At 39.6% G+C, this 18,808-nt stretch carries 19 protein-coding genes; 5 read left to right on the top strand and 14 right to left on the bottom strand.

Annotated elements, in window-relative coordinates; translation table 11 throughout:
- Positions 1-155: 155 nt before the first annotated feature.
- The 5 genes from hisA (at position 156) to A6E06_RS03390 (ending at position 4,022) form a co-directional block, all read left to right on the top strand.
- Positions 156-893, top strand: coding sequence for a 1-(5-phosphoribosyl)-5-[(5-phosphoribosylamino)methylideneamino]imidazole-4-carboxamide isomerase (gene hisA / locus A6E06_RS03370; protein ID WP_065591631.1), 738 nt, complete (start codon positions 156-158; stop codon positions 891-893).
- Positions 875-1,648 carry an imidazole glycerol phosphate synthase subunit HisF gene (hisF, locus tag A6E06_RS03375; protein ID WP_061002089.1) on the top strand — a complete coding sequence of 258 codons (774 nt, stop codon included), beginning with the start codon at positions 875-877 and terminating at the stop codon, positions 1,646-1,648. Before hisA ends, hisF begins: the two co-directional genes overlap by 19 nt.
- Complete coding sequence (gene hisIE / locus A6E06_RS03380) at positions 1,645-2,265, top strand: bifunctional phosphoribosyl-AMP cyclohydrolase/phosphoribosyl-ATP diphosphatase HisIE (RefSeq protein WP_065591632.1); 621 nt, start codon at positions 1,645-1,647, stop codon at positions 2,263-2,265. The genes hisF and hisIE overlap by 4 nt, the downstream gene beginning before the upstream one ends.
- A 108-nt stretch (positions 2,266-2,373) precedes the next feature.
- Entirely contained in the window at positions 2,374-3,060 is a 687-nt protein-coding gene (locus A6E06_RS03385) for a TIGR01621 family pseudouridine synthase (RefSeq protein ID WP_065591633.1), read from the top strand.
- The gene (locus A6E06_RS03390) at positions 3,057-4,022 is read left to right on the top strand and encodes a class I SAM-dependent methyltransferase (protein ID WP_065591634.1); all 966 of its coding nucleotides are present in this window, start codon (positions 3,057-3,059) and stop codon (positions 4,020-4,022) included. The genes A6E06_RS03385 and A6E06_RS03390 overlap by 4 nt, the downstream gene beginning before the upstream one ends.
- 48 nt (positions 4,023-4,070) lie before the next feature.
- On the opposite strand, the gene A6E06_RS03395 is transcribed toward A6E06_RS03390, so the two are convergent.
- The 14 genes from A6E06_RS03395 to trpD all read right to left on the bottom strand — a co-directional run bounded on the left by A6E06_RS03395 (position 4,071) and on the right by trpD (position 18,800).
- Positions 4,071-5,807: an ABC transporter permease subunit gene (locus tag A6E06_RS03395; protein WP_065591635.1), complete on the bottom strand. Its 1,737-nt coding sequence runs from the start codon at positions 5,805-5,807 to the stop codon at positions 4,071-4,073.
- A 5-nt stretch (positions 5,808-5,812) separates the two neighbouring features.
- Positions 5,813-7,306: an ABC transporter substrate-binding protein gene (locus A6E06_RS03400; RefSeq protein WP_065591636.1), complete on the bottom strand. Its 1,494-nt coding sequence runs from the start codon at positions 7,304-7,306 to the stop codon at positions 5,813-5,815.
- Between the two features lie 17 nt (positions 7,307-7,323).
- Entirely contained in the window at positions 7,324-8,124 is an 801-nt protein-coding gene (locus A6E06_RS03405; protein WP_065591637.1) for an ABC transporter ATP-binding protein, read from the bottom strand.
- Positions 8,121-8,879: an ATP-binding cassette domain-containing protein gene (locus A6E06_RS03410; RefSeq protein ID WP_065591638.1), complete on the bottom strand. Its 759-nt coding sequence runs from the start codon at positions 8,877-8,879 to the stop codon at positions 8,121-8,123. The genes A6E06_RS03405 and A6E06_RS03410 overlap by 4 nt, the downstream gene beginning before the upstream one ends.
- A gap of 175 nt (positions 8,880-9,054) precedes the next feature.
- Entirely contained in the window at positions 9,055-10,359 is a 1,305-nt protein-coding gene (locus A6E06_RS03415) for an MATE family efflux transporter (RefSeq protein ID WP_065591639.1), read from the bottom strand.
- 239 nt (positions 10,360-10,598) lie between these two features.
- Positions 10,599-10,997, bottom strand: coding sequence for a GspS/AspS pilotin family protein (locus A6E06_RS03420; protein WP_065591640.1), 399 nt, complete (start codon positions 10,995-10,997; stop codon positions 10,599-10,601).
- A 55-nt stretch (positions 10,998-11,052) separates the two neighbouring features.
- On the bottom strand, positions 11,053-11,355 hold the full coding sequence (locus A6E06_RS03425) for a YciI family protein (protein ID WP_065591641.1): 303 nt from the start codon (positions 11,353-11,355) through the stop codon (positions 11,053-11,055).
- Positions 11,356-11,459: 104 nt separating this feature from the next.
- Entirely contained in the window at positions 11,460-11,870 is a 411-nt protein-coding gene (yciA, locus tag A6E06_RS03430) for an acyl-CoA thioester hydrolase YciA (RefSeq protein ID WP_141676875.1), read from the bottom strand.
- 191 nt (positions 11,871-12,061) lie between these two features.
- A complete protein-coding gene (locus A6E06_RS03435) occupies positions 12,062-12,607 on the bottom strand; it encodes a septation protein A (protein ID WP_065591642.1) in 546 nt (181 codons plus the stop codon).
- A gap of 193 nt (positions 12,608-12,800) precedes the next feature.
- Entirely contained in the window at positions 12,801-14,051 is a 1,251-nt protein-coding gene (locus A6E06_RS03440) for a dicarboxylate/amino acid:cation symporter (protein WP_141676876.1), read from the bottom strand.
- Between the two features lie 316 nt (positions 14,052-14,367).
- Positions 14,368-15,174 carry a tryptophan synthase subunit alpha gene (gene trpA / locus A6E06_RS03445; protein WP_065591644.1) on the bottom strand — a complete coding sequence of 269 codons (807 nt, stop codon included), beginning with the start codon at positions 15,172-15,174 and terminating at the stop codon, positions 14,368-14,370.
- A complete protein-coding gene (trpB, locus tag A6E06_RS03450; RefSeq protein WP_065591645.1) occupies positions 15,174-16,364 on the bottom strand; it encodes a tryptophan synthase subunit beta in 1,191 nt (396 codons plus the stop codon). Before trpB ends, trpA begins: the two co-directional genes overlap by 1 nt.
- A 10-nt stretch (positions 16,365-16,374) precedes the next feature.
- Positions 16,375-17,787 carry a bifunctional indole-3-glycerol-phosphate synthase TrpC/phosphoribosylanthranilate isomerase TrpF gene (gene trpCF, locus A6E06_RS03455; protein WP_065591646.1) on the bottom strand — a complete coding sequence of 471 codons (1,413 nt, stop codon included), beginning with the start codon at positions 17,785-17,787 and terminating at the stop codon, positions 16,375-16,377.
- A 5-nt stretch (positions 17,788-17,792) separates the two neighbouring features.
- A complete protein-coding gene (gene trpD / locus A6E06_RS03460) occupies positions 17,793-18,800 on the bottom strand; it encodes an anthranilate phosphoribosyltransferase (RefSeq protein ID WP_065591647.1) in 1,008 nt (335 codons plus the stop codon).
- Positions 18,801-18,808 lie beyond the last annotated feature (8 nt).

An 18,808-nucleotide genomic window follows, 5' to 3' on the forward strand; every position in this document is an offset into this window, starting at 1 on the left:
ATTCAGAGGAAGGTGAGGGGATTATTAATACCAAAGCGGCTTTTCTGAATTCTTCAAGCGAAGCGATCTGAACTCTATTACTCTGAAAGTACAGTATTTGATAGCGTAAATAAAAATTAGGAACTCACAGTAAAGTGAGGCGTAAAAGGATATTTATGATCATTCCAGCATTAGATTTAATTGAAGGCCAAGTAGTTCGTCTTTTCCAAGGCGACTACGGGCAAGTAACAGAATACAAAGTTGATCCGGCTGAACAGTTCAATCTGTATCACCAAGCGGGTGCAAATTGGCTGCACCTTGTTGATTTAACTGGCGCAAAAGACACGACAGCGCGTCAATTGGATTTGATCGCACGTTTATTAGCAAGCACCCCTGCTAATATTCAAATTGGTGGTGGGGTACGTAATGAAGCAGACGTTCAAGATTTATTAAACGCTGGTGCGCAACGTGTAGTTGTAGGTTCGACAGCAGTAAAGCAGCCAGAATTAGTCAAAGGTTGGATGGAAAAATACGGCGCAGAAAAAATCGTATTAGCGCTAGATATCAACATTGATGAAAACGGCACTCGTAACGTTGCTATTTCAGGCTGGCAAGAAGATTCAGGTGTAACGATTGAAGCATTGCTTGAAGATTATCTAACGGTTGGCCTTAAGCATGTATTGTGTACTGATATCTCACGCGATGGCACGTTGCAAGGCTCGAATGTAGAACTCTACGTAGACCTATGTAAACAATACCCACAAGTGCAATTCCAATCTTCTGGCGGCATAGGATCACTGAATGATATCGCCGCGCTGAAAGGCTCTGGTGTTGCTGGTGTCATTGTTGGTCGAGCATTGCTTGATGGCAAGTTTACCGCAGAGGAGGCATTCCAATGTTGGCAAAGCGAATAGTTCCTTGTCTTGATGTTAAAGATGGGCAAGTAGTAAAAGGCGTTCAATTTCGTAACCATGAAATTATTGGTGATATTGTCCCTCTGGCACAGCGTTACGCAGAAGAGGGGGCGGATGAGTTGGTATTTTATGATATTACCGCATCAAGTGATGGTCGCGTAGTCGATAAAAGCTGGGTTGCACGCGTCGCTGAGGTGATTGATATTCCATTCTGTGTGGCAGGTGGAATTAAAACCGCCGAAGATGCAGCGAAGATTTTAGAGTTTGGTGCAGACAAAGTATCAATTAACTCTCCTGCACTAGCGAATCCAGAACTTATCACGGAACTTGCGGATAAGTTTGGCGTTCAATGTATCGTAGTGGGTATTGATTCTTACTTTGATAAAGAAACGGGTAAATACCAAGTTTACCAATTTACCGGCGATGAAGAGCGTACCAAAGCAACCAAATGGGAAACCAAAGATTGGGTGCAAGAAGTTCAAAAACGCGGTGCGGGTGAAATTGTATTGAACATGATGAATCAAGATGGTGTGCGTAATGGTTACGATCTTGAGCAATTAAAAATGGTACGAGAAGTGTGTCATGTGCCATTAATTGCATCAGGCGGTGCAGGTGAAATGGTTCACTTTGCTGATGCCTATAAAAAAACAAACGTGGACGGTGCATTAGCTGCATCTGTATTCCACAAACAAATCATCAATATTGGTGAATTAAAAGAATATTTAGCCCAACAGGATGTAGAGGTGCGCCGATGAGCCAACAAGAATTAGCAACACGAATTGATTGGGAAAAAGTGGATGGTTTAGTGCCTGCTATTATTCAAGATTTTGGTTCAAGCCAAGTATTGATGATGGGATACATGAACCAAGAAGCATTGGCGAAAACGCTAGAGACAGAAAAAGTCACGTTTTTTTCTCGTACTAAAAATCGTCTATGGACCAAAGGTGAAGAGTCGGGGAACAGTTTAAATCTAGTTAATATCTCATTAGATTGCGATAACGATACTCTGCTTATTAAAGTTAATCCAGTGGGCCCAACGTGCCACACAGGAACAACCACTTGTTGGGATGGTGATAAAACTGAAGAAACACAATTGGTGTGGCTTCATCAGTTGGAACAGCTACTTGCCGAACGTAAGAATGCTGATCCTGACTCATCTTACACAGCAAGTCTCTATGCCCGTGGCACCAAACGTATTTCGCAGAAAGTTGGCGAAGAAGGCGTTGAAGTCGCGCTTGCAGCGACGTCGGGTGACAAGGCGGAGCTAGTGTGTGAATCAGCAGATTTAATGTATCACTTGTTTGTTCTGCTTCAAGATCAAGGTCTATCGTTCGATGATGTGATCAATAAATTGAAAGAACGTCATAAGTAAGCCTCTTTAATTACAAATAATAACTCAACGCCGATCATCTGATCGGCGTTTTTATTGGAATTGAGATACCATCCTCGTTATACTCTGCGCTCAATTTTAGGAGCGCCAATGTTCGATATCCTTTATCAAAATTCAGATTTTCTTGTTATAAATAAGCACCCAAACATCAGTGTTCATAAAGACGATGGTGAAACCTCATTATTGATTGAACTCGCTAAAGTTACGGGAGATAAGCAGCTTTATTTAATCCATCGTTTAGATAAAATGACATCAGGATTATTGCTTATTGGTCGTAATCAGTCGGCTGCAAGTGAATTATCACAATTGTTCGCAAAGCGTTTAGTTGAAAAATACTATCTTGCTATTGGTGATAAAAAGCCTAAGAAAAAACAAGGTCTGGTTATTGGCGATATGGAGCGTTCACGTAGAGCGTCATGGAAGCTAATCAACAGTAAAGAAAATCCTGCAATTACTCAGTTTTTTTCAACGGCTGGACATAATGGAAATCGTCTATTTTTATGTAAGCCTCATACTGGTAAAACTCATCAAATTCGTGTCGCATTAAAGAGTGTCGGCTCGGGTATTCTAGGCGATTCAATTTATAGCTCATCTAAAGCAGATCGCGGTTATCTTCATGCATATGCTTTACGCTTTACTTATCAAGAGCAAGCGTTTGAATTTGTTGAAACACCAAAGCAAGGTGAAGAGTGGCAAGATGACACCATTCAAGCAGGATTAGCGCAGTGGCAAACACCGTGGACATTAACTTGGCCAGAGATTAAGAAGAAATCATGAAGATAGAAGCATTAGATACGTTATTTACTCACTTAGAAGCACAGCTAGCAACACCACAGAATGAGCTTCGTCGTTTATTCCATGGTCGTGGTCAATGTTTTGAAGGCTTAGAACAACTCACGGTTGATTGGCTTCAAGGTCAAGCTCCTCAAAATCAAGGGGCTCAAGGTCAACTAGTGGTGGCGCTATTTAAAGAGCAAGCTCCTACTTTTGTTGACGCTCTAGAATCAAAGCTGAACGCATTTGCCAGTTCAGACGTATGGAAAAACGCTAAAGGCCAAGCTATTTTATTGCAACATCGTTATCAAGAATTAGCACCAACGCAAGTGGTGTGGGGCAGTGAAGAAACCTTCCCTGTAGCGGTAGAGAACGGATTAAAATATCAGCTAGAGCTTAAAAAAAACCAGAACATGGGGCTATTTTTAGATATGCGCTATGGTCGAAAATGGGTTCAAGCACACAGCGAAGGTAAATCGGTGTTAAACCTGTTTGCGTATACGTGTGGTTTTTCTGTTGCTGCTATAGCGGGTGGTGCGACTCAAGTGGTTAATTTAGATATGGCAAAAGGGCCGTTGAGTCGTGGTCGTGATAATCACCGTTTAAACGAACATGATTTATCAAAAGTAAAATTCTTAGGTCATGATATTTTTAAGTCTTGGGGCAAGATTAAGAAACTGGGCTTGTATGATTTGATCATCATTGATCCACCTAGTTTCCAAAAAGGCAGCTTTGCACTGACCAAAGATTATCAGAAGATCTTACGTCGTTTACCTGATTTATTAAGTGAGACTGGCGAAGTGTTGGCGTGCGTAAATTCACCAGCAGTGTCTACAGATTTCCTGATTGATGGTATGGCTGAAGAAGCACCTGAATTGAAGTTTGTAGAGCGTTTAGATAACCCGCCAGAGTTTGCAGATATTAATCCTGAAAGCGGCTTAAAAGTGATGCGTTTTACTCGCTAAACTTGAATTTGATATAAAGAAGCCCCCTTTGCGATAAGGGGGCTTTTATTAATCATCGAACAGTAAATTAATGGCAATTCCCATAAGAATAAGTCCAAAAATCGGCCCTAAAACACCCAGAGGTGCTCTCTCTATATAAGGAAGGTTCTCTGCTATCATTAATCCCCATTCTGATTCTGGTGGTTTTGCCCCTAACCCAATAAAACTTAAAGAGGTTAAGCTTAATGTAATGACAGGAAATTTTAATAGAGTATGTCTTAATAACGGAGGCAGGACATAAGGCAATAAGTAGAAACGGAAAATCGTTAACTTATTTGTGCCCCAAGTAGGTGCTAAATGAGTATAGGGTTGAGCTTTAGCTTCGACGATTAAGCTTGAGCAATGTGCTGCCAGCGGGGCCCATGACACTAAAACAATAGCGATGAGTGCACTGTTCGCATTCATACCTGAAATGCCTGCGACTAATAAGCCAGCCACGATATACGGCACCCCTTTAGTGACTTCAATAAGTCCTTGAGTCCATCGCGTATTAAACCCCATGACAATGCCAGTTAATAAGCTTAGAAATGTAGCTAAAATTCCAGCTTGAAACGTTGATATCATGCCCGCGCCAATTCGAGCCAATAAATCTCGACCTATGCCATCAGCTCCTAATGGGATGTGTATGTTAGGAGAGGCTAAACGAGAAAATTGACTTGAGTAAGGATCTCTAAATAGTGCCCAAACAGCAATGAGTAATAGGAATGATAAAATACTCAATGCGATCATTCGCTTAGGTGCACTTTTAGTCAATTGGAATGATGAATGACTACTAATTAATTTCCCACTTTTAAGACTATGACCTAATATTAACTGTTGTAATAGAAGCCCAAAACTACTGATCATAATAGATAAAAACAATAGTACTAATAAGCCGCCCTGAAGAATGGGTAGATCTTGTGCTTTTGTTGCACTAAGAATGAGCCGTCCAATTCCCGGAATTGAAAAAATTTGTTCTACTGCAACCGCTCCGCCGGTGATCCCTATGATAATCATTGAAATTTGAGGGATTAGGCTACTGAGTGCTTTTTTAAGAGCAAAACGGATTATTTGGTTTGTGTGTACATTTGCACTTAACCAAGTCGTTATCCACGGTTCATTAAACACACGGAGTAGGCTGTCGTGTAATAAGCGACTGAATAATCCACTTGCAGGTAAAGCAAGAGCTAAGCTTGGTAACCAAATATTTTGCCAACTTTGCCAGCCATAAGGCGGGAACCAACCAAGCCAAATAGAAAAAAATAGAATGAGTAAAGAAGCAATAACATATTCAGGCAATGATATAAAAACAATGCTTAAAGAGTGGTGGTTACTTTTTAGTGTTCCTTTTTTCCAGAGCCTTAGCATCCTGATTAAAGCCATACTGCAAAGTATAAACGTCAATATTAATGCAGTAGACATTAAAAATAGAGAAGTAGATAGTGCCTTTTGAATAGAAGATGTCACGGAAGATCCGTCTATCCAAGATACCCCTAAATCCCCTTTTATTAATCCGGAAAACCAATCAATTAACCGTTCAAATGCACTACGATGAAGTTGAAGATCTGTTCGTACAGCTTGTAAAGATTCAGCCGTTAATAGTTGCTGTTGTCCAGAACGTGCTCTAAGAATAGATTGACTTGGATCTATACCCGCAATTTCAGGTATTAACCCGACTAAAATCACCACAGCAGTAAGTGAGACTAGTCGGGATAACCAAGGTACTAATATAGATAATACAGAGCGTATCGTTGAAACAGAAAACATGTACTTTAGTTAACCTGTGTTTGTTGGTTAATTAAACGACGTTCACTAGGATCACGAATTACATTATTTACCCTTTTACTTTCGCCTTGAATTACGCGTTCATGGAGTAGAGGGATAGCGGCGTAGTCATTTAATATTTTTTGTTCAGCCTCAATAATAGCTTGTTGTCGTTTCGCCCCTAAAGATTGTAAATCAGCATGATAAAGCGCGCTATCAACGTCTTTAGAGCAATACAGTCCAAGGTTATATGAACCTTGACATCCAAAATCACTCATCATGTAAGCCACAGGATCACCCGAATCAAGTACTGTTGCACGAGAAAGAATAAAGGCATCAAATTTACCCGCTAAAGCATCATTTTCAATCTGAGCATACTCACGGATATCAAGCTTAACGTTAAAACCGACCGCTTCAAATTGCTGCTTTAAAATTGCTGCGACCTCGGGAAGCTCTGCACGGTCAGTGAAAGTACCAATGACAATGGTTTCTCCGTTAGCTTTTAGGTTTTTATCTAAAAGCGGTGCTTCTGGTCGAAGTGGTGCGGCCCAAGCCAGTGCTGGTCCAAATAAGCCTTGAGCGATATCTGCATGATTTTCATAAACCATTTCGACTATTTGTTGTCTATTGATCGCTGCTGCAGCGGTTTTACGTAGTGCTATTTGGCTGAAAACTTTTGATTGGTTATTTAAGTAGAGCGTATTTGTTCTTGGCATCGCAACTTCATGAAGTAGTTCAGAATCAATTGTGGCTATTTGTGATACAGGAACAGCTTCAACAATATCTGCGGTACCTGTGCGTAGAGCGGCTGCACGAGAAAAACCGTTTGGAACATACTCTACATGAACGACATCTATTTGAGCTTTTTCTCCCCAGTAGCCATTGAAGCGACGAAGTTCAGCACTTGTACTGCCATTAATATTCACTAGTTCAAATGGGCCTGTGCCCATTCCTGTAGGAATGACTTGTCCATTTTCTTTATAAGCATCTGACGCTAGAATCGCTAATTGAGGGCTTGATAGACGGTTTGATAAAAGTGGATCGTTAAAAGTGGTATTAATCTCGACAGTAGAATCGTTTAGCGCTTTTATTTTTAAATCGATACCATCAAGAATACGAGGTTTAGGCGCAGCTTCTAATGCTTTTTGTAAAGAGTGAGTGACTGCAAATGCATCTAATGTTGAACCATCATGAAAAGTAACACCTTGTCGGACAGTAAAATGCCAAGTAAGGGGATCGATTTGTTCCCATGCGGTTGCTAGCATAGGCTCTGCGTTAGATTGCGCATTCAAGTTTACCAGTGTTTCTGCTGTACTCCATCGAGATAACTTGAAAGCATCATCAGATAAAGGAGATAGCCCTGTTCTTGGTGGTTGCATCATGGCAATGTTAATTACTGATTCGGAGTTTTCTTTATCAGCATCGACTTTAACATCAAAACAACCAGTCAAAGGTAGAGTCAATGCAAGCATGCAAGCTAGCTTTATTGTATAGAGACGCATAATGATGTTTTATTCCATTAGTTATTTGGTTGATTAGGTATGATTAGAGATTGGGCATTAATCAGTGCTTGAGTAGTAGGGTGGTTAGGTGCTGTCATTATTTGATGGGATGAGCCAAACTCTGCAATTTCGCCATGATTTAACACTAAAATATCTTCGCATAATGTTTTTGCAGCTTGTAGGTCATGGGTAATTAATACAAGGCGCATATCTAAGCGTGATTTTAATGACATTAATAAATCAAGTATCTTTTGACGACTAACAGGATCGAGACTGCTCGTTGGTTCATCAGCAATAAGAACGGATGGATTTACCACTAATGCTCGGGCAATCGCGACTCGCTGTGCTTGACCTGTTGAAAGTTGAGCAGCAGTTAATGGTAATAGTTTATTTGATAAACCTACGTCTTTTAAAGCGTCTTTAATTCTTACTTTATGATTACTTTTGTCGTTAAGATTTAAAAGAGGCTCCTTTAATACCTGATAAACAGTGTAGTAAGGATTTAAACTTGTATGCGGTTCTTGTGGGATGAGTTGCATGTGCTTACATACGTTAGTTTGAACTTTAGGTGAGTTTATTGGTAAGGAATTCCCAAAGAGAATAATATCGCCGTTCGTGGCTTTACGTAATCCGAACAATAATTCAATTAGAGTAGATTTTCCTGATCCAGAAGGACCAACAATGGCTAAGCTTTTGTCTTCAATGCATAAGTTTATATTATGAAGGGCTTTAAAAGGCTTCCCTCCTAACCAACGAGGTAGGGAGTAATAATAAAGTGAAACATTATTAAATTGGATTGATGCTGTCATGTCATTCATGCGATAAGATCTTTTAATGAGCAACAAAAAGAGTGAGAACTATTTTCTAAAGCTTCTCTAGGTGGACCATACGCAACCATACCGCCGTCATCAATAATTAGTAATTTGTCACAAGCGAGAGCACTACTAAGATTGTGAGTAATTAATATTCCAGCAAGTTGTTTTTGTTTAACATTTTCACGGATTAACGTTAGGATCTCTTTTTCTGTTATAGGGTCTAGCGCACTCGTCGGTTCATCTGCGATCAGAATTTCAGCCTTACTTAGAAGACCTATTGCGATGCATATCCGTTGGCGTTGGCCTCCAGATAATTGACTAGGATATAAAGGAAGTATTAAATCAGGTTCTGAAAATTCAAGTTTCTTGAGAAGCTCAATGAGAGTTTTTTTTTCTATTTTATTTGGTTTTGTTTGAGATCTTGTTAATGAAAGACATAACTGACCTTCAATAGATACTAATGGATTAAGAGCTTGAAGAGCATCTTGAAATATAAAAGCAGGGCGTTGGGCTGCTGTTCTGTGTAATAAAGATACATTAGATACGTCATGACCAGACAGTGATATATAACCTTTAACTTGAATTGGATCTGCAGTGAAACCCGCGATAGCACGAGATAACATTGATTTACCTATACCAGAAGGTCCCATTATTGCGAGTAGTTCTCCACGGGATACGTCGAATGTAACATCGCTAAATAATACTTTTGAAGGCGTTGAGATACTTAATTGACTGACTGAAACTATAGGTAAATTCACACTAACTCTTAAATTGATATGTTATAACATAACAATAATATCATTTTGAAAAGATAATGAAAAGTGCAAAAAGTTAACAACTGAGTAATTTAACAACAAATTAATTTTAATGAGCCTCCCTTAGTTTAAAACTGAGGATCCATCAAGTTATATGCTTTTTATTTGTATATTTAAATTAAATGACTTTCTGTTTTATTTTATAAATAAATGGGTATAAAAACATAATTCGGCCAAGGTAGAAGGCTGTAAATGCAAACCAAAGACCATGATTTCCCCACCAGTTCACAGTGAACATTAGCATCACTAAAAATAAGAATAGTGTAGCTAGGCTTGAATCTCTAACAGGTCGAGTTGTCCCCGTCCCTGTAAAAATACCGTAAGTAGTTAAGCCAAATCCAGCGACGAGTGGAAATATAATAAGCCAAGGTGCCATTGTATGATAAAGCGTTATAAGTTCAATTTGATCGGTAAATAGCAGAATAAGGCTATTTCTGAATATGACAATTAGTAATGTAAGAAGAATAATGAACCCTGCAGTCCATTGAGCGTTGAGTTTTATTACTTGGTTGAACATTGCTTGATCTTTTTGACCTACGGATTTTCCTGCAAATACACTTGAGGCATTAGCAATGCCATCAAACATATAGCTAATAATAAAAGTGATCTGCATTAAAATGGCATTAGTTGCTAAAACGTCAGTTCCAAGTTGAGAGCCTGTACGGGCGATCATATTAAAAAATATTAAGATACAGACAGTGCGAATTAATAAATCAGAGTTAGATGATACGATTGCAGATAACTCTTTTTTATTGATCTTTGTGGATTGTAAAAATGCAGATACAGGGATGTTACTTGTTTTCAGTACGATGGTTATTCCAATAATAAAGGTTGTGATTTGAGCAATTAAACTAGCGTAAGCGACGCCAGCGACACCAAGATCAAAGTAGAAAACAAAGATAACATCAAGCACGATATTTAGCAGGTTACCAAAAACCTGCGTATAGAGGGTCTCTTTTGCTTTTGCTTGCCCCATTAACCATCCGATAATGGAATAGTTTATTAGAACGAAAGGGGCGCCATAAATTAGAATGCAAAAATACAAATGAGCTTGCTCAGCAACAAGGGGGTCTGGAGATATTACCCAAAGGGCTCCTTGCCAAATGAATGATTGGAAAATAATAAAGATGAAGCCGACAGATGCAGAAAGAATAAATGGCCTCATTAAGCTATTTATTAAACTCGATTGGCATCCTTTTCCTAAAGCTATTGCGCTTTGTCCTGTCGTACTGACACGAAAAAAGCCAAATAACCAATAGATGGTGTTCATGATAACGGTGCCTATAGCCACGCCGCCAATTAATTCAGCAATGCCCATTTGCCCAATAACTGCAGTATCAACAGCACCTAATAAAGGTTGAGTGACAGTTGATATAATGAATGGAAAGGCAATTTTAGAATAATCTTTGTGTGTTATAGTCATGAAGTCTTGGTAGTGATAATCATTTTCATTAACGGTATCTCTTATTATTAAGCTTGTCATTAAATATTTTGTTAATTTTTGATAATAGCTATTAAGTTTCGTTATATTTAGGGATGTTACATGGGAAGTGTTGTAGGTATAACTTAGGTATAGTGTTTACAAGTAGGAGGAAAAGGCATTAAAACGGCAAGTTAAATGGCCTCATATTTGAGTAAATATCAGACCATTTTTTATTTGTATTACTCTTCTTCGGTTGGTTTACGATCTAAACACGACTGCTCATTAACAAAAATATCATTCTGTTTTTGACCTCTAGCATTACGAATAAGGTAGCGGTAAGCGACACCTTTTTTTAACACCGGGCGGATTTCTTTGCTTCCACAGTAAGTTGTAATGCTCTGTTCAATGATTTGATTTGTGCTAATCTCACCATTACCACTATCTAAAAATATCATTTCAACCACTCCTTGTTTTTCTTTTACTTGAATTAGAGTGAGTGGGCCCATCTCTAAAGGAAGTGAACTCGCAAGGATACTGGCACGATAATCGGCAAGCATTTCTATTTCTTGTTGTTGTTCGTTAGAGGCACATCCAGAAAGAATGAGGACACTTAACGCTGTCAAAATAAGTTTTTTCATTATAGTTCTTTATGGTTTTTGAGCTTATATTTACTATAAATTCATATCATTAATATTAAGCAGGAAGTACTTTTTTGAATGGTTTTACGATTACATCAGCGTAAACCCCTGCATCAATATATGGGTCATTGTTAGCCCATTTTTTTGCAGCATCCAAAGAATCAAATTCTGCAATAACTGTTGAGCCTGTAAATCCAGCACTTCCTGGGTTTTCAGAATCAATTGCAGGCATGGGCCCTGCGACTAATAAACGGCCTTCATTTTGCAGTTGAGTAAGGCGCTCTAGATGTTTTTCTCGAACACTTAAACGACGTTCTAAGCTATTTTCAACATCTTGAGAAAAAATTACATACCACATAGTTGAATCCTTTTATTTTTTATCATCATTGATAGAGCCATCATAAAAAAAGCCCTAGCGATAAACCAGAGCTTTTTGATAATTAATAAGAAAAATTGTAATTACTACGCACTTTTCGGAATTGGGCGCGGTTTTCCGCTTGAATCAATCGCAACATAGTTAAATGTGGCGTCACAGACCATAAAACGTTCGCCTACACCGTGCTCTTTTACCGGTTTAATCCATACTTCAAGGTTGATTGTCATGGATGTTCGACCAATTTTTACACATTCGCCATAGCAACAGACTACATCACCTACTTTTACTGGTTTTTTGAAGGTAATACTAGAAACTGAGACGGTAACAATACGTCCACCAGAGATCTCTTTAGCTAGGATCCCGCCAGCTAAATCGAGCTGAGACATAATCCATCCACCAAAAATGTCACCATTGGCATTGGTATCTGCTGGCATTGAAAGAGTACGTAAAAGGAGTTGGCCTTTAGGGGCTTGTCCAAGAGATGATGGGCTTGTCAAATTGATTTCCAATACAGCTAAAAATGAAATTATGCTGAGTTTACCACAAAAAAATAGATATAAAAAAACCGTGCTGTAAAACAGCACGGTTATGATTATTTTTTAAGTATTAGGTCTTATTTATGGTGATTAAAAATCAACGATTTAAATAATTTCTTGGCTAAATGAAGAATAAAAAAGGGAAATTAAGATTACTCTTGTTCTTCTTTTTTCTCTTTTGGCATATGTTTATATACGTACATACCAGTAAATAAAGTATATAAGAAGGTTAGTCCAAGTAAACCAAATACCTTAAAGTTAACCCATACATCTAATGGCATTTCAAATGCCACGTATAAGTTGGCAATTGCACATACTGTGAAGAATAAGATCCAAGCGTAGTTGATCTTGTTCCATTGAGGATCAGTTAGCGTCACTTCTTTGCCTAGCATACCTTTAATTACAGGTTTACCTATAATTTGAGAGACTAATAAACCCGCCGCAAAGACGCAGTATACGATGGTTACTTTCCACTTTATGAAGTTGTCATCATGTAAGAAGATCGTCATGCCACCAAAGACGGTCACCATAAGAAAGGTGATTAGCTGCATTTTTTCAACTTTTTTATAAAGAACATAAGTCAAAACAAGTTGAACCGCTGTCGCTATGATAAGTGCGCCTGTTGCAGTGTAAATATCGTACATTTTGTACAGGGTAAAAAAGATAATCAGTGGGATAAAATCTAAAATCTGTTTCATATTTATAGGTTGAGCCAATAATTAATTATGTAGCGAGTGTATCTAAAATTTACAGGGGAGGGAATCGCTAAAAATTGCTTGTTACATTTTATGCGTACTATTGGCTAAAAAGAAAAGCCAACTCATACGCTTTCAACTAGAAAGATCAAGTGTGAGTCGGCTTAACGATATTTGATGTACGGACGTAATGAATTTACGCTTCTTTATTTTCTGTCGTTGTTTCTACTGTGTCTTCAACCATTGAGTCAACAATTACGGCACACGCAGCATCTCCGGTAATATTGAGAGCAGTACGGATCATGTCAAAGATTCGGTCTAATGCGAATAGCAGTGGTAGACCTTCGATTGGAATACCAGCAGCAAGTAGTACCGCAACCACTAGGAAAGAGGGGCCAGGAACACCTGCTTGACCAACAGCACCCAGTGTTGATGTCACAATAATTGCTACATAAGCACCAATTGACAGATCAATGTTGAACAGTTGAGCAAAGAAGATAGCTACTAGACCGTAGTAAATTGCATTACCAGACATGTTGATGGTTGCGCCTAATGGCAGAACAAATGATGCGGTAGAGTTACGAACACCTAAGTCTTTCTCAACCGTTTCCATCGTCACAGGTAGGGTTGCCATTGAAGACGCGGTTGATAGCGCAACGGCTTGCGGTTTCTTCATTGCAATCAGGAATTTCTTTGCAGAGGTTTTGGTTAGAAGGCCAACCATTAGTGGGTAAGCAATAAAACCAAAAATTAGAATAGCTGCGATATAAACAATGAATAATTTAAACACCACCATTAGTGCGCCAAACCCAAACGTACCCACAGCTTCTGCCATTAAACCAAAGACACCTATTGGAGCAATGATCATTACTTTGTTAATCATCCACACCATGACATCTACAATAGCATTTACTGCATTGAGCATTGGTTCGCGGCGTTTCTTTTCTAATTTAGAAAGACCAATACCAAAAAATAAGCAGAAAACGAGAATTTGCAAAATGTTTGCTTCATTTAGTGATTGAAAAACGTTGGTTGGGATCATGCCTGTGATGGTTGCCCAGAACGTTGGAAGCTCTCCTTTTGCTGCATAGGCAGAAGAGAACATGCCTTCAACACCGGAAACATCAATTCCCTTACCAGGTTCGAAAACCTCGCCCATAAATAGAGCTAATGCAACAGCCAGTGCAGAAGTGATTCCGAAATAACTTAATGTTGTAAAACCCACTTTACCTGCATTACTGCTATTACCTAGCCCAGCAGCACCAGAGATTAAAGCAACAGCAACCAGTGGGATCACTAGCATTTTTATTAGGTTAATGAAAATCGTACCTAATGGAGCAAACATAGCGGCAGATTGGCCCATTGTTGCACCAACCATGGTACCTACGATCATGGCTATAACGACTTGAACGCCAATATTGTTGAGAAGCCCTTTTTTCTGTAACAATTTATTTACCTCTATTCTATTTTTTAAACAAGGTGCAACTTGTACACCTTGTTAAAAATGTATTTATTAGTTAAATATCTTGGAGGGTGTTGTACACTTAAAATTTACATCTAGCAACACTGTTGCACAATGGGTTTAAAGTTACGCGGTTTTTGTAGGTTGTTTGTTTCTTTTTTGTGCGCATTTACATGTTTAATTACGAACGTGGCTTGCTCAGTCTAATTAATATTTAACGTATTAAAATTGCAAAGGACAATTGGAAGAAAAAAAAAGAGCCTACAGAAGGCTCTTTTGGAATGGGGTAAGATGTTAGATGTTATTTTTGTGTTGCCGCTTTCATCGATGAAGTAAACGTTGAAAGAGCCTCAAGTAAAGCGGCTGGATTATGTTGATTCTGTTCAATGATCTTTACGGTCGCTGAGCCTGAAATAGCCCCCGCAGCACCAGCTTTAATCGCTTCTTCTACCTGAGATGGTTCTGAAATACCAAAACCTAAGATAGCAGGTGGTGCATCAAATTGGTTTAAGCGCTCTAATAGTTGAGCAACAGGCATACCTGCTTTGGTTTCTGCACCGGTAACACCAGCACGAGAAAGAAGGTAAGTGTAGCCACCACCTAATTTAGCAACGGTTTCTAACGTTTCATCTGATGCAGATGGTGGAGCTATAAAGATAGGGTGAACATTATGCTTGAGTGCACTTGCTCTAAATTCTTCAGACTCATTGGTTGGTACATCTGCAATCAAAACAGAATCCACACCGGCTTGTTGGCATTTAGCGTAGAAAGTATCAATGCCATTTGCGAACACAAGGTTAGCGTAAACCAATAGACCAATTGGGGTATCAGGGTATTTAGCTCGGATCCTTGCGATTAAATCAAAACATACGACAGGCGTTGTTTTACTGTTTAATGCACGGATGTTTGCACCTTGAATTGTTGGACCATCCGCTAAGGGATCAGAAAATGGGAGCCCTAATTCAAGTGCATCTGCACCTGATTCAATTAAGGTTTCCATGATCTGGTAAGACAGCTCAGGGTTTGGATCGCCAATCGTTACAAAAGGAACAAAGGCACCTTGGTTTTTGTCTGCTAATTTAGCAAAGAGGTCTTGATAACGATCCATTAGATTTCTCCCTTTTCTTTTAGAATGTCATGAACAGTGAAAATGTCTTTGTCACCACGACCTGATAGGTTAACAACTAACAGCTGTTCTTTTTCTGGTTCAGCATGGGCTAGCTGAAGTGCATAAGCCAGAGCGTGAGACGATTCTAATGCAGGAATAATACCTTCGCCTTTTGCTAAGATTTGGAATGCTTCTAGTGCTTCATCATCGGTCACTGACCCATATTCAGCACGGCCAATGGCATTCAAATGCGCGTGTTGTGGACCAACCGATGGGAAATCAAGCCCAGCAGAGACAGAGTAAGATTCTTCAATTTGACCATGTTCATCTTGCATCAATGGCGCTTTCATACCAAAGAAGATACCCGTTTTACCATGCTTAAGTGGCGCGCCATGTTGGTCGGTATCAATGCCTTTACCTGCTGGTTCGACACCAATCAATCTTACATTTTCTTCTTCAATGAAATCCGCAAACATACCAATGGCGTTTGAACCACCACCAACACAAGCAATAACCGCGTCAGGCAGACGGCCTTCACGAGCAAGGATCTGCATTTTTGTTTCTTCGCCAATCATACGTTGGAAATCACGAACAATGGTTGGGAATGGGTGAGGGCCAGCTGCTGTCCCTAATAGGTAATGCGCAGTTTCATAAGTTGCAGACCAGTCACGTAGTGCTTCATTACAGGCGTCTTTTAGCGTTGATGAACCTGAATGAACAGGGATCACTGTCGCCCCCATTAATTCCATGCGGAATACATTCGGGCTTTGACGTTCAATATCTTTAGCGCCCATGTAAACACGACATTTTAAGCCAAGTAGAGCACAAGCAAGAGCAGTCGCAACGCCGTGTTGGCCAGCCCCCGTTTCAGCGATGATCTCTTTTTTACCCATACGTAAAGCGAGCAGCGCTTGACCTAATACTTGGTTAGTTTTGTGAGCGCCACCGTGCAGTAAATCTTCACGCTTTAGGTACAGTTTAGTTTTAGTACCCTTGGTTAGGTTACGACAAAGCGTAAGTGCAGTAGGACGACCTGCGTATTCTTGCAGTAACGTCATAAACTCAGCGCGGAAATCTTCATCTGCTTGAGCATCAATAAAGGCTTGCTCAAGTTGGTCCAATGCAGGTACTAAAATTTGTGGAACGTATTGACCACCATATTCACCGAAGTAGGCATCTAATTTTGCCATGATATTTTCCTTAATAATCTCGTAATGCGCTAAATACGGCGCGTAATTTTTTGTGATCTTTTTTACCTGGTTCCGATTCGACACCAGAGTTGAAATCTAATCCGTAACAACCAAGTTGTGCTGCTTGTTTGGTATTGTCTAGTGATAAACCACCGGCGAGCATAATGTTGTTATGTGGTAGTTTACTCCAATCAAAACTAACGCCAGTCCCGCCTGCTTGAGTGCCTACTTTACAATCTACCAACACTTTATCAGCAAGACTTTGAGGAAGGGAAATGCTTTGTGCGTCATCTGACACAGAAATAACATTCCACACTTGGCAACCACTTGGTAGCTGTTGTTTTAGCTCTGCAATGTATTCTTCACTTTCAGAGCCATGCAATTGAACCACCGCAAGAGATAGTTCATTCGCTCGTTGTGCAACAGTAGACACTGTATCGTTTTGGAAAACGCCTACATAATTCAACGTGGTTGCTTGAGTAATTGCTTTAGCTGTATCTATTGATACATAACGAGGGGACTTTTCTACAAAGATTAATCCGCCATACACTGCACCTGAATCATAGACGGCTTTTGCATCTTCAATAGAACTCAAGCCACAGACTTTGTTTTCACCTAGAATCACTTTTCGTGCTGCTAGTTCTAGGTTTTCTTCTGCCATTAATGAGCTGCCAATTAAAAAGCCTGTTGCGTGTTTTGCTAGATCTTTTACTTGCTGATGGTTATAGATACCAGACTCAGAAATAATGGTTGTGCCTTTTGGCAGTAGCGGTGCAAGCTCTTTAGTGCGGTTCAAATCAGTGGATAAATCACGTAGATTACGGTTGTTAATGCCGATCACTTGCGCTTCTAATGCGACCGCTCGGTGTAACTCTTCTTCATTACTGACTTCAGTGAGTACACCCATGCCAAATGAATGAGCAACTTCTGCAAGCTCTTTGTATTCTTCATCGTTAAGCACTGAAAGCATGAGTAGAATTGCATCTGCACCGTAATGGCGAGCTAAATAGACTTGGTATGCATCAATCATAAAATCTTTGCACAGAATAGGCTGATTAACTTGGTCACGAATAATGGGTAAGAAATCAAAACTGCCTTGGAAATACTTTTCGTCCGTTAACACAGAAATAGCACTGGCGTGTTTGTTGTAGACTGAAGCAATGTAGTTAAGATCAAAATCTTGTCGGATTAATCCTTTTGATGGCGATGCTTTTTTACATTCCAGAATAAACTCAGTTTTGCCTGTTTTTAATGCTTGGTAAAAACTGCGATCAGAGCTAGTTAGGCCATTCTTAAAGGTATCAAGAGGCTGTGTTTCTTTGCGCTCATTTATCCAAATTGCTTTATCTTTGACAATTTTTACAAGCACTTCAGCCATTTGGGTATTTTCTACTGAGATGTGCTCAGACAATTGTTGTGTCATCTTTATTATCCTCGTGCAGCCAGTTGTTGAACTAGCTCAAATGCTTTACCTGAGTTCATCGCATCAATGGCTTTTTGTGCATTGGCTTTTAAATCTTCATGACCAAACAGACGCATTAATAGTGAAACATTAACTGCAATAGCGCCCAGCTGAGCGTCAGTCCCCTTACCTGTCAGAATATCAGTAATAATCGCTCTGTTTTCTTCTGGCTCTCCGCCTTTAATTGATTCAAGCGGATGCGTGTCTAAACCAAAATCTTCAGGCGTTAATGTGTACTCTTTGATCTCGCCATCAATAATTTCTGCAACGGTGGTTGGGCCGTGAATGGCAACCTCATCTAAACCAGAACCAAAGACAACCGCTGCGCGTTTCATTCCCATATTCACCATGGTTTCTGCGATAGGGCGAACCAGAGACTCATCGTATACGCCCATTAATTCAATGTTTGGACGAGCAGGGTTGATTAAAGGACCAAGAATATTAAAGATGGTGCGTGTTTTCATGGTTTGACGAATTGGCATCGCGTGTCGAACACCACCGTGATAGTGAGGCGCAAATAAGAAAGCAACGCCTAAATCATCAACCGCTTTTCGTGTGTCTTCTGCTGACATGGCTAAATTAATACCAAATGAATCTAATAAGTCAGAAGATCCTGATTTACTTGATACACCACGGTTGCCGTGTTTTGCGATTTTTAATCCACAGGCTGCTGCCACAAAGGCTGCTGTGGTGGATATATTTATCGTATTTGAACCATCACCACCGGTACCAACAATGTCTGCGAAATCATAATCAGGGCGAGGAAATTCATTGGCATTATCAAGCAGTGCTTTAGCTGCGCCTGCAATTTCGTTAGGCGTTTCGCCTTTTATTTTCAAACAGGTTAGGGCTGCGGTAAGTAGAATAGGATCTAACTCACCTTTAATTATTGCATCAAAAAGGACTTGGCTTTCCGCTTCTGAAAGAGAAATTTGGTCGTATAATTTAGTAAAAATGGCTTCAATTTGAGTCATGCGAATAT

It is taken from the genome of Aliivibrio sp. 1S175, assembly GCF_001690985.1.
GTDB lineage: Bacteria > Pseudomonadota > Gammaproteobacteria > Enterobacterales > Vibrionaceae > Aliivibrio.

Coding starts and splice junctions, on each gene's coding strand:
- hisA (WP_065591631.1), top strand. CDS start 156: ATGATCATTCCAGCATTAGATTTAATTGAAGGCCAAGTAGTTCGTCTT.
- hisF (WP_061002089.1), top strand. CDS start 875: ATGTTGGCAAAGCGAATAGTTCCTTGTCTTGATGTTAAAGATGGGCAA.
- hisIE (WP_065591632.1), top strand. CDS start 1,645: ATGAGCCAACAAGAATTAGCAACACGAATTGATTGGGAAAAAGTGGAT.
- A6E06_RS03385 (WP_065591633.1), top strand. CDS start 2,374: ATGTTCGATATCCTTTATCAAAATTCAGATTTTCTTGTTATAAATAAG.
- A6E06_RS03390 (WP_065591634.1), top strand. CDS start 3,057: ATGAAGATAGAAGCATTAGATACGTTATTTACTCACTTAGAAGCACAG.
- A6E06_RS03395 (WP_065591635.1), bottom strand. CDS start 5,807: ATGTTTTCTGTTTCAACGATACGCTCTGTATTATCTATATTAGTACCT.
- A6E06_RS03400 (WP_065591636.1), bottom strand. CDS start 7,306: ATGCGTCTCTATACAATAAAGCTAGCTTGCATGCTTGCATTGACTCTA.
- A6E06_RS03405 (WP_065591637.1), bottom strand. CDS start 8,124: ATGAATGACATGACAGCATCAATCCAATTTAATAATGTTTCACTTTAT.
- A6E06_RS03415 (WP_065591639.1), bottom strand. CDS start 10,359: ATGACTATAACACACAAAGATTATTCTAAAATTGCCTTTCCATTCATT.
- A6E06_RS03420 (WP_065591640.1), bottom strand. CDS start 10,997: ATGAAAAAACTTATTTTGACAGCGTTAAGTGTCCTCATTCTTTCTGGA.
- A6E06_RS03425 (WP_065591641.1), bottom strand. CDS start 11,355: ATGTGGTATGTAATTTTTTCTCAAGATGTTGAAAATAGCTTAGAACGT.
- A6E06_RS03435 (WP_065591642.1), bottom strand. CDS start 12,607: ATGAAACAGATTTTAGATTTTATCCCACTGATTATCTTTTTTACCCTG.
- trpA (WP_065591644.1), bottom strand. CDS start 15,174: ATGGATCGTTATCAAGACCTCTTTGCTAAATTAGCAGACAAAAACCAA.
- trpB (WP_065591645.1), bottom strand. CDS start 16,364: ATGGCAAAATTAGATGCCTACTTCGGTGAATATGGTGGTCAATACGTT.
- trpCF (WP_065591646.1), bottom strand. CDS start 17,787: ATGACACAACAATTGTCTGAGCACATCTCAGTAGAAAATACCCAAATG.
- trpD (WP_065591647.1), bottom strand. CDS start 18,800: ATGACTCAAATTGAAGCCATTTTTACTAAATTATACGACCAAATTTCT.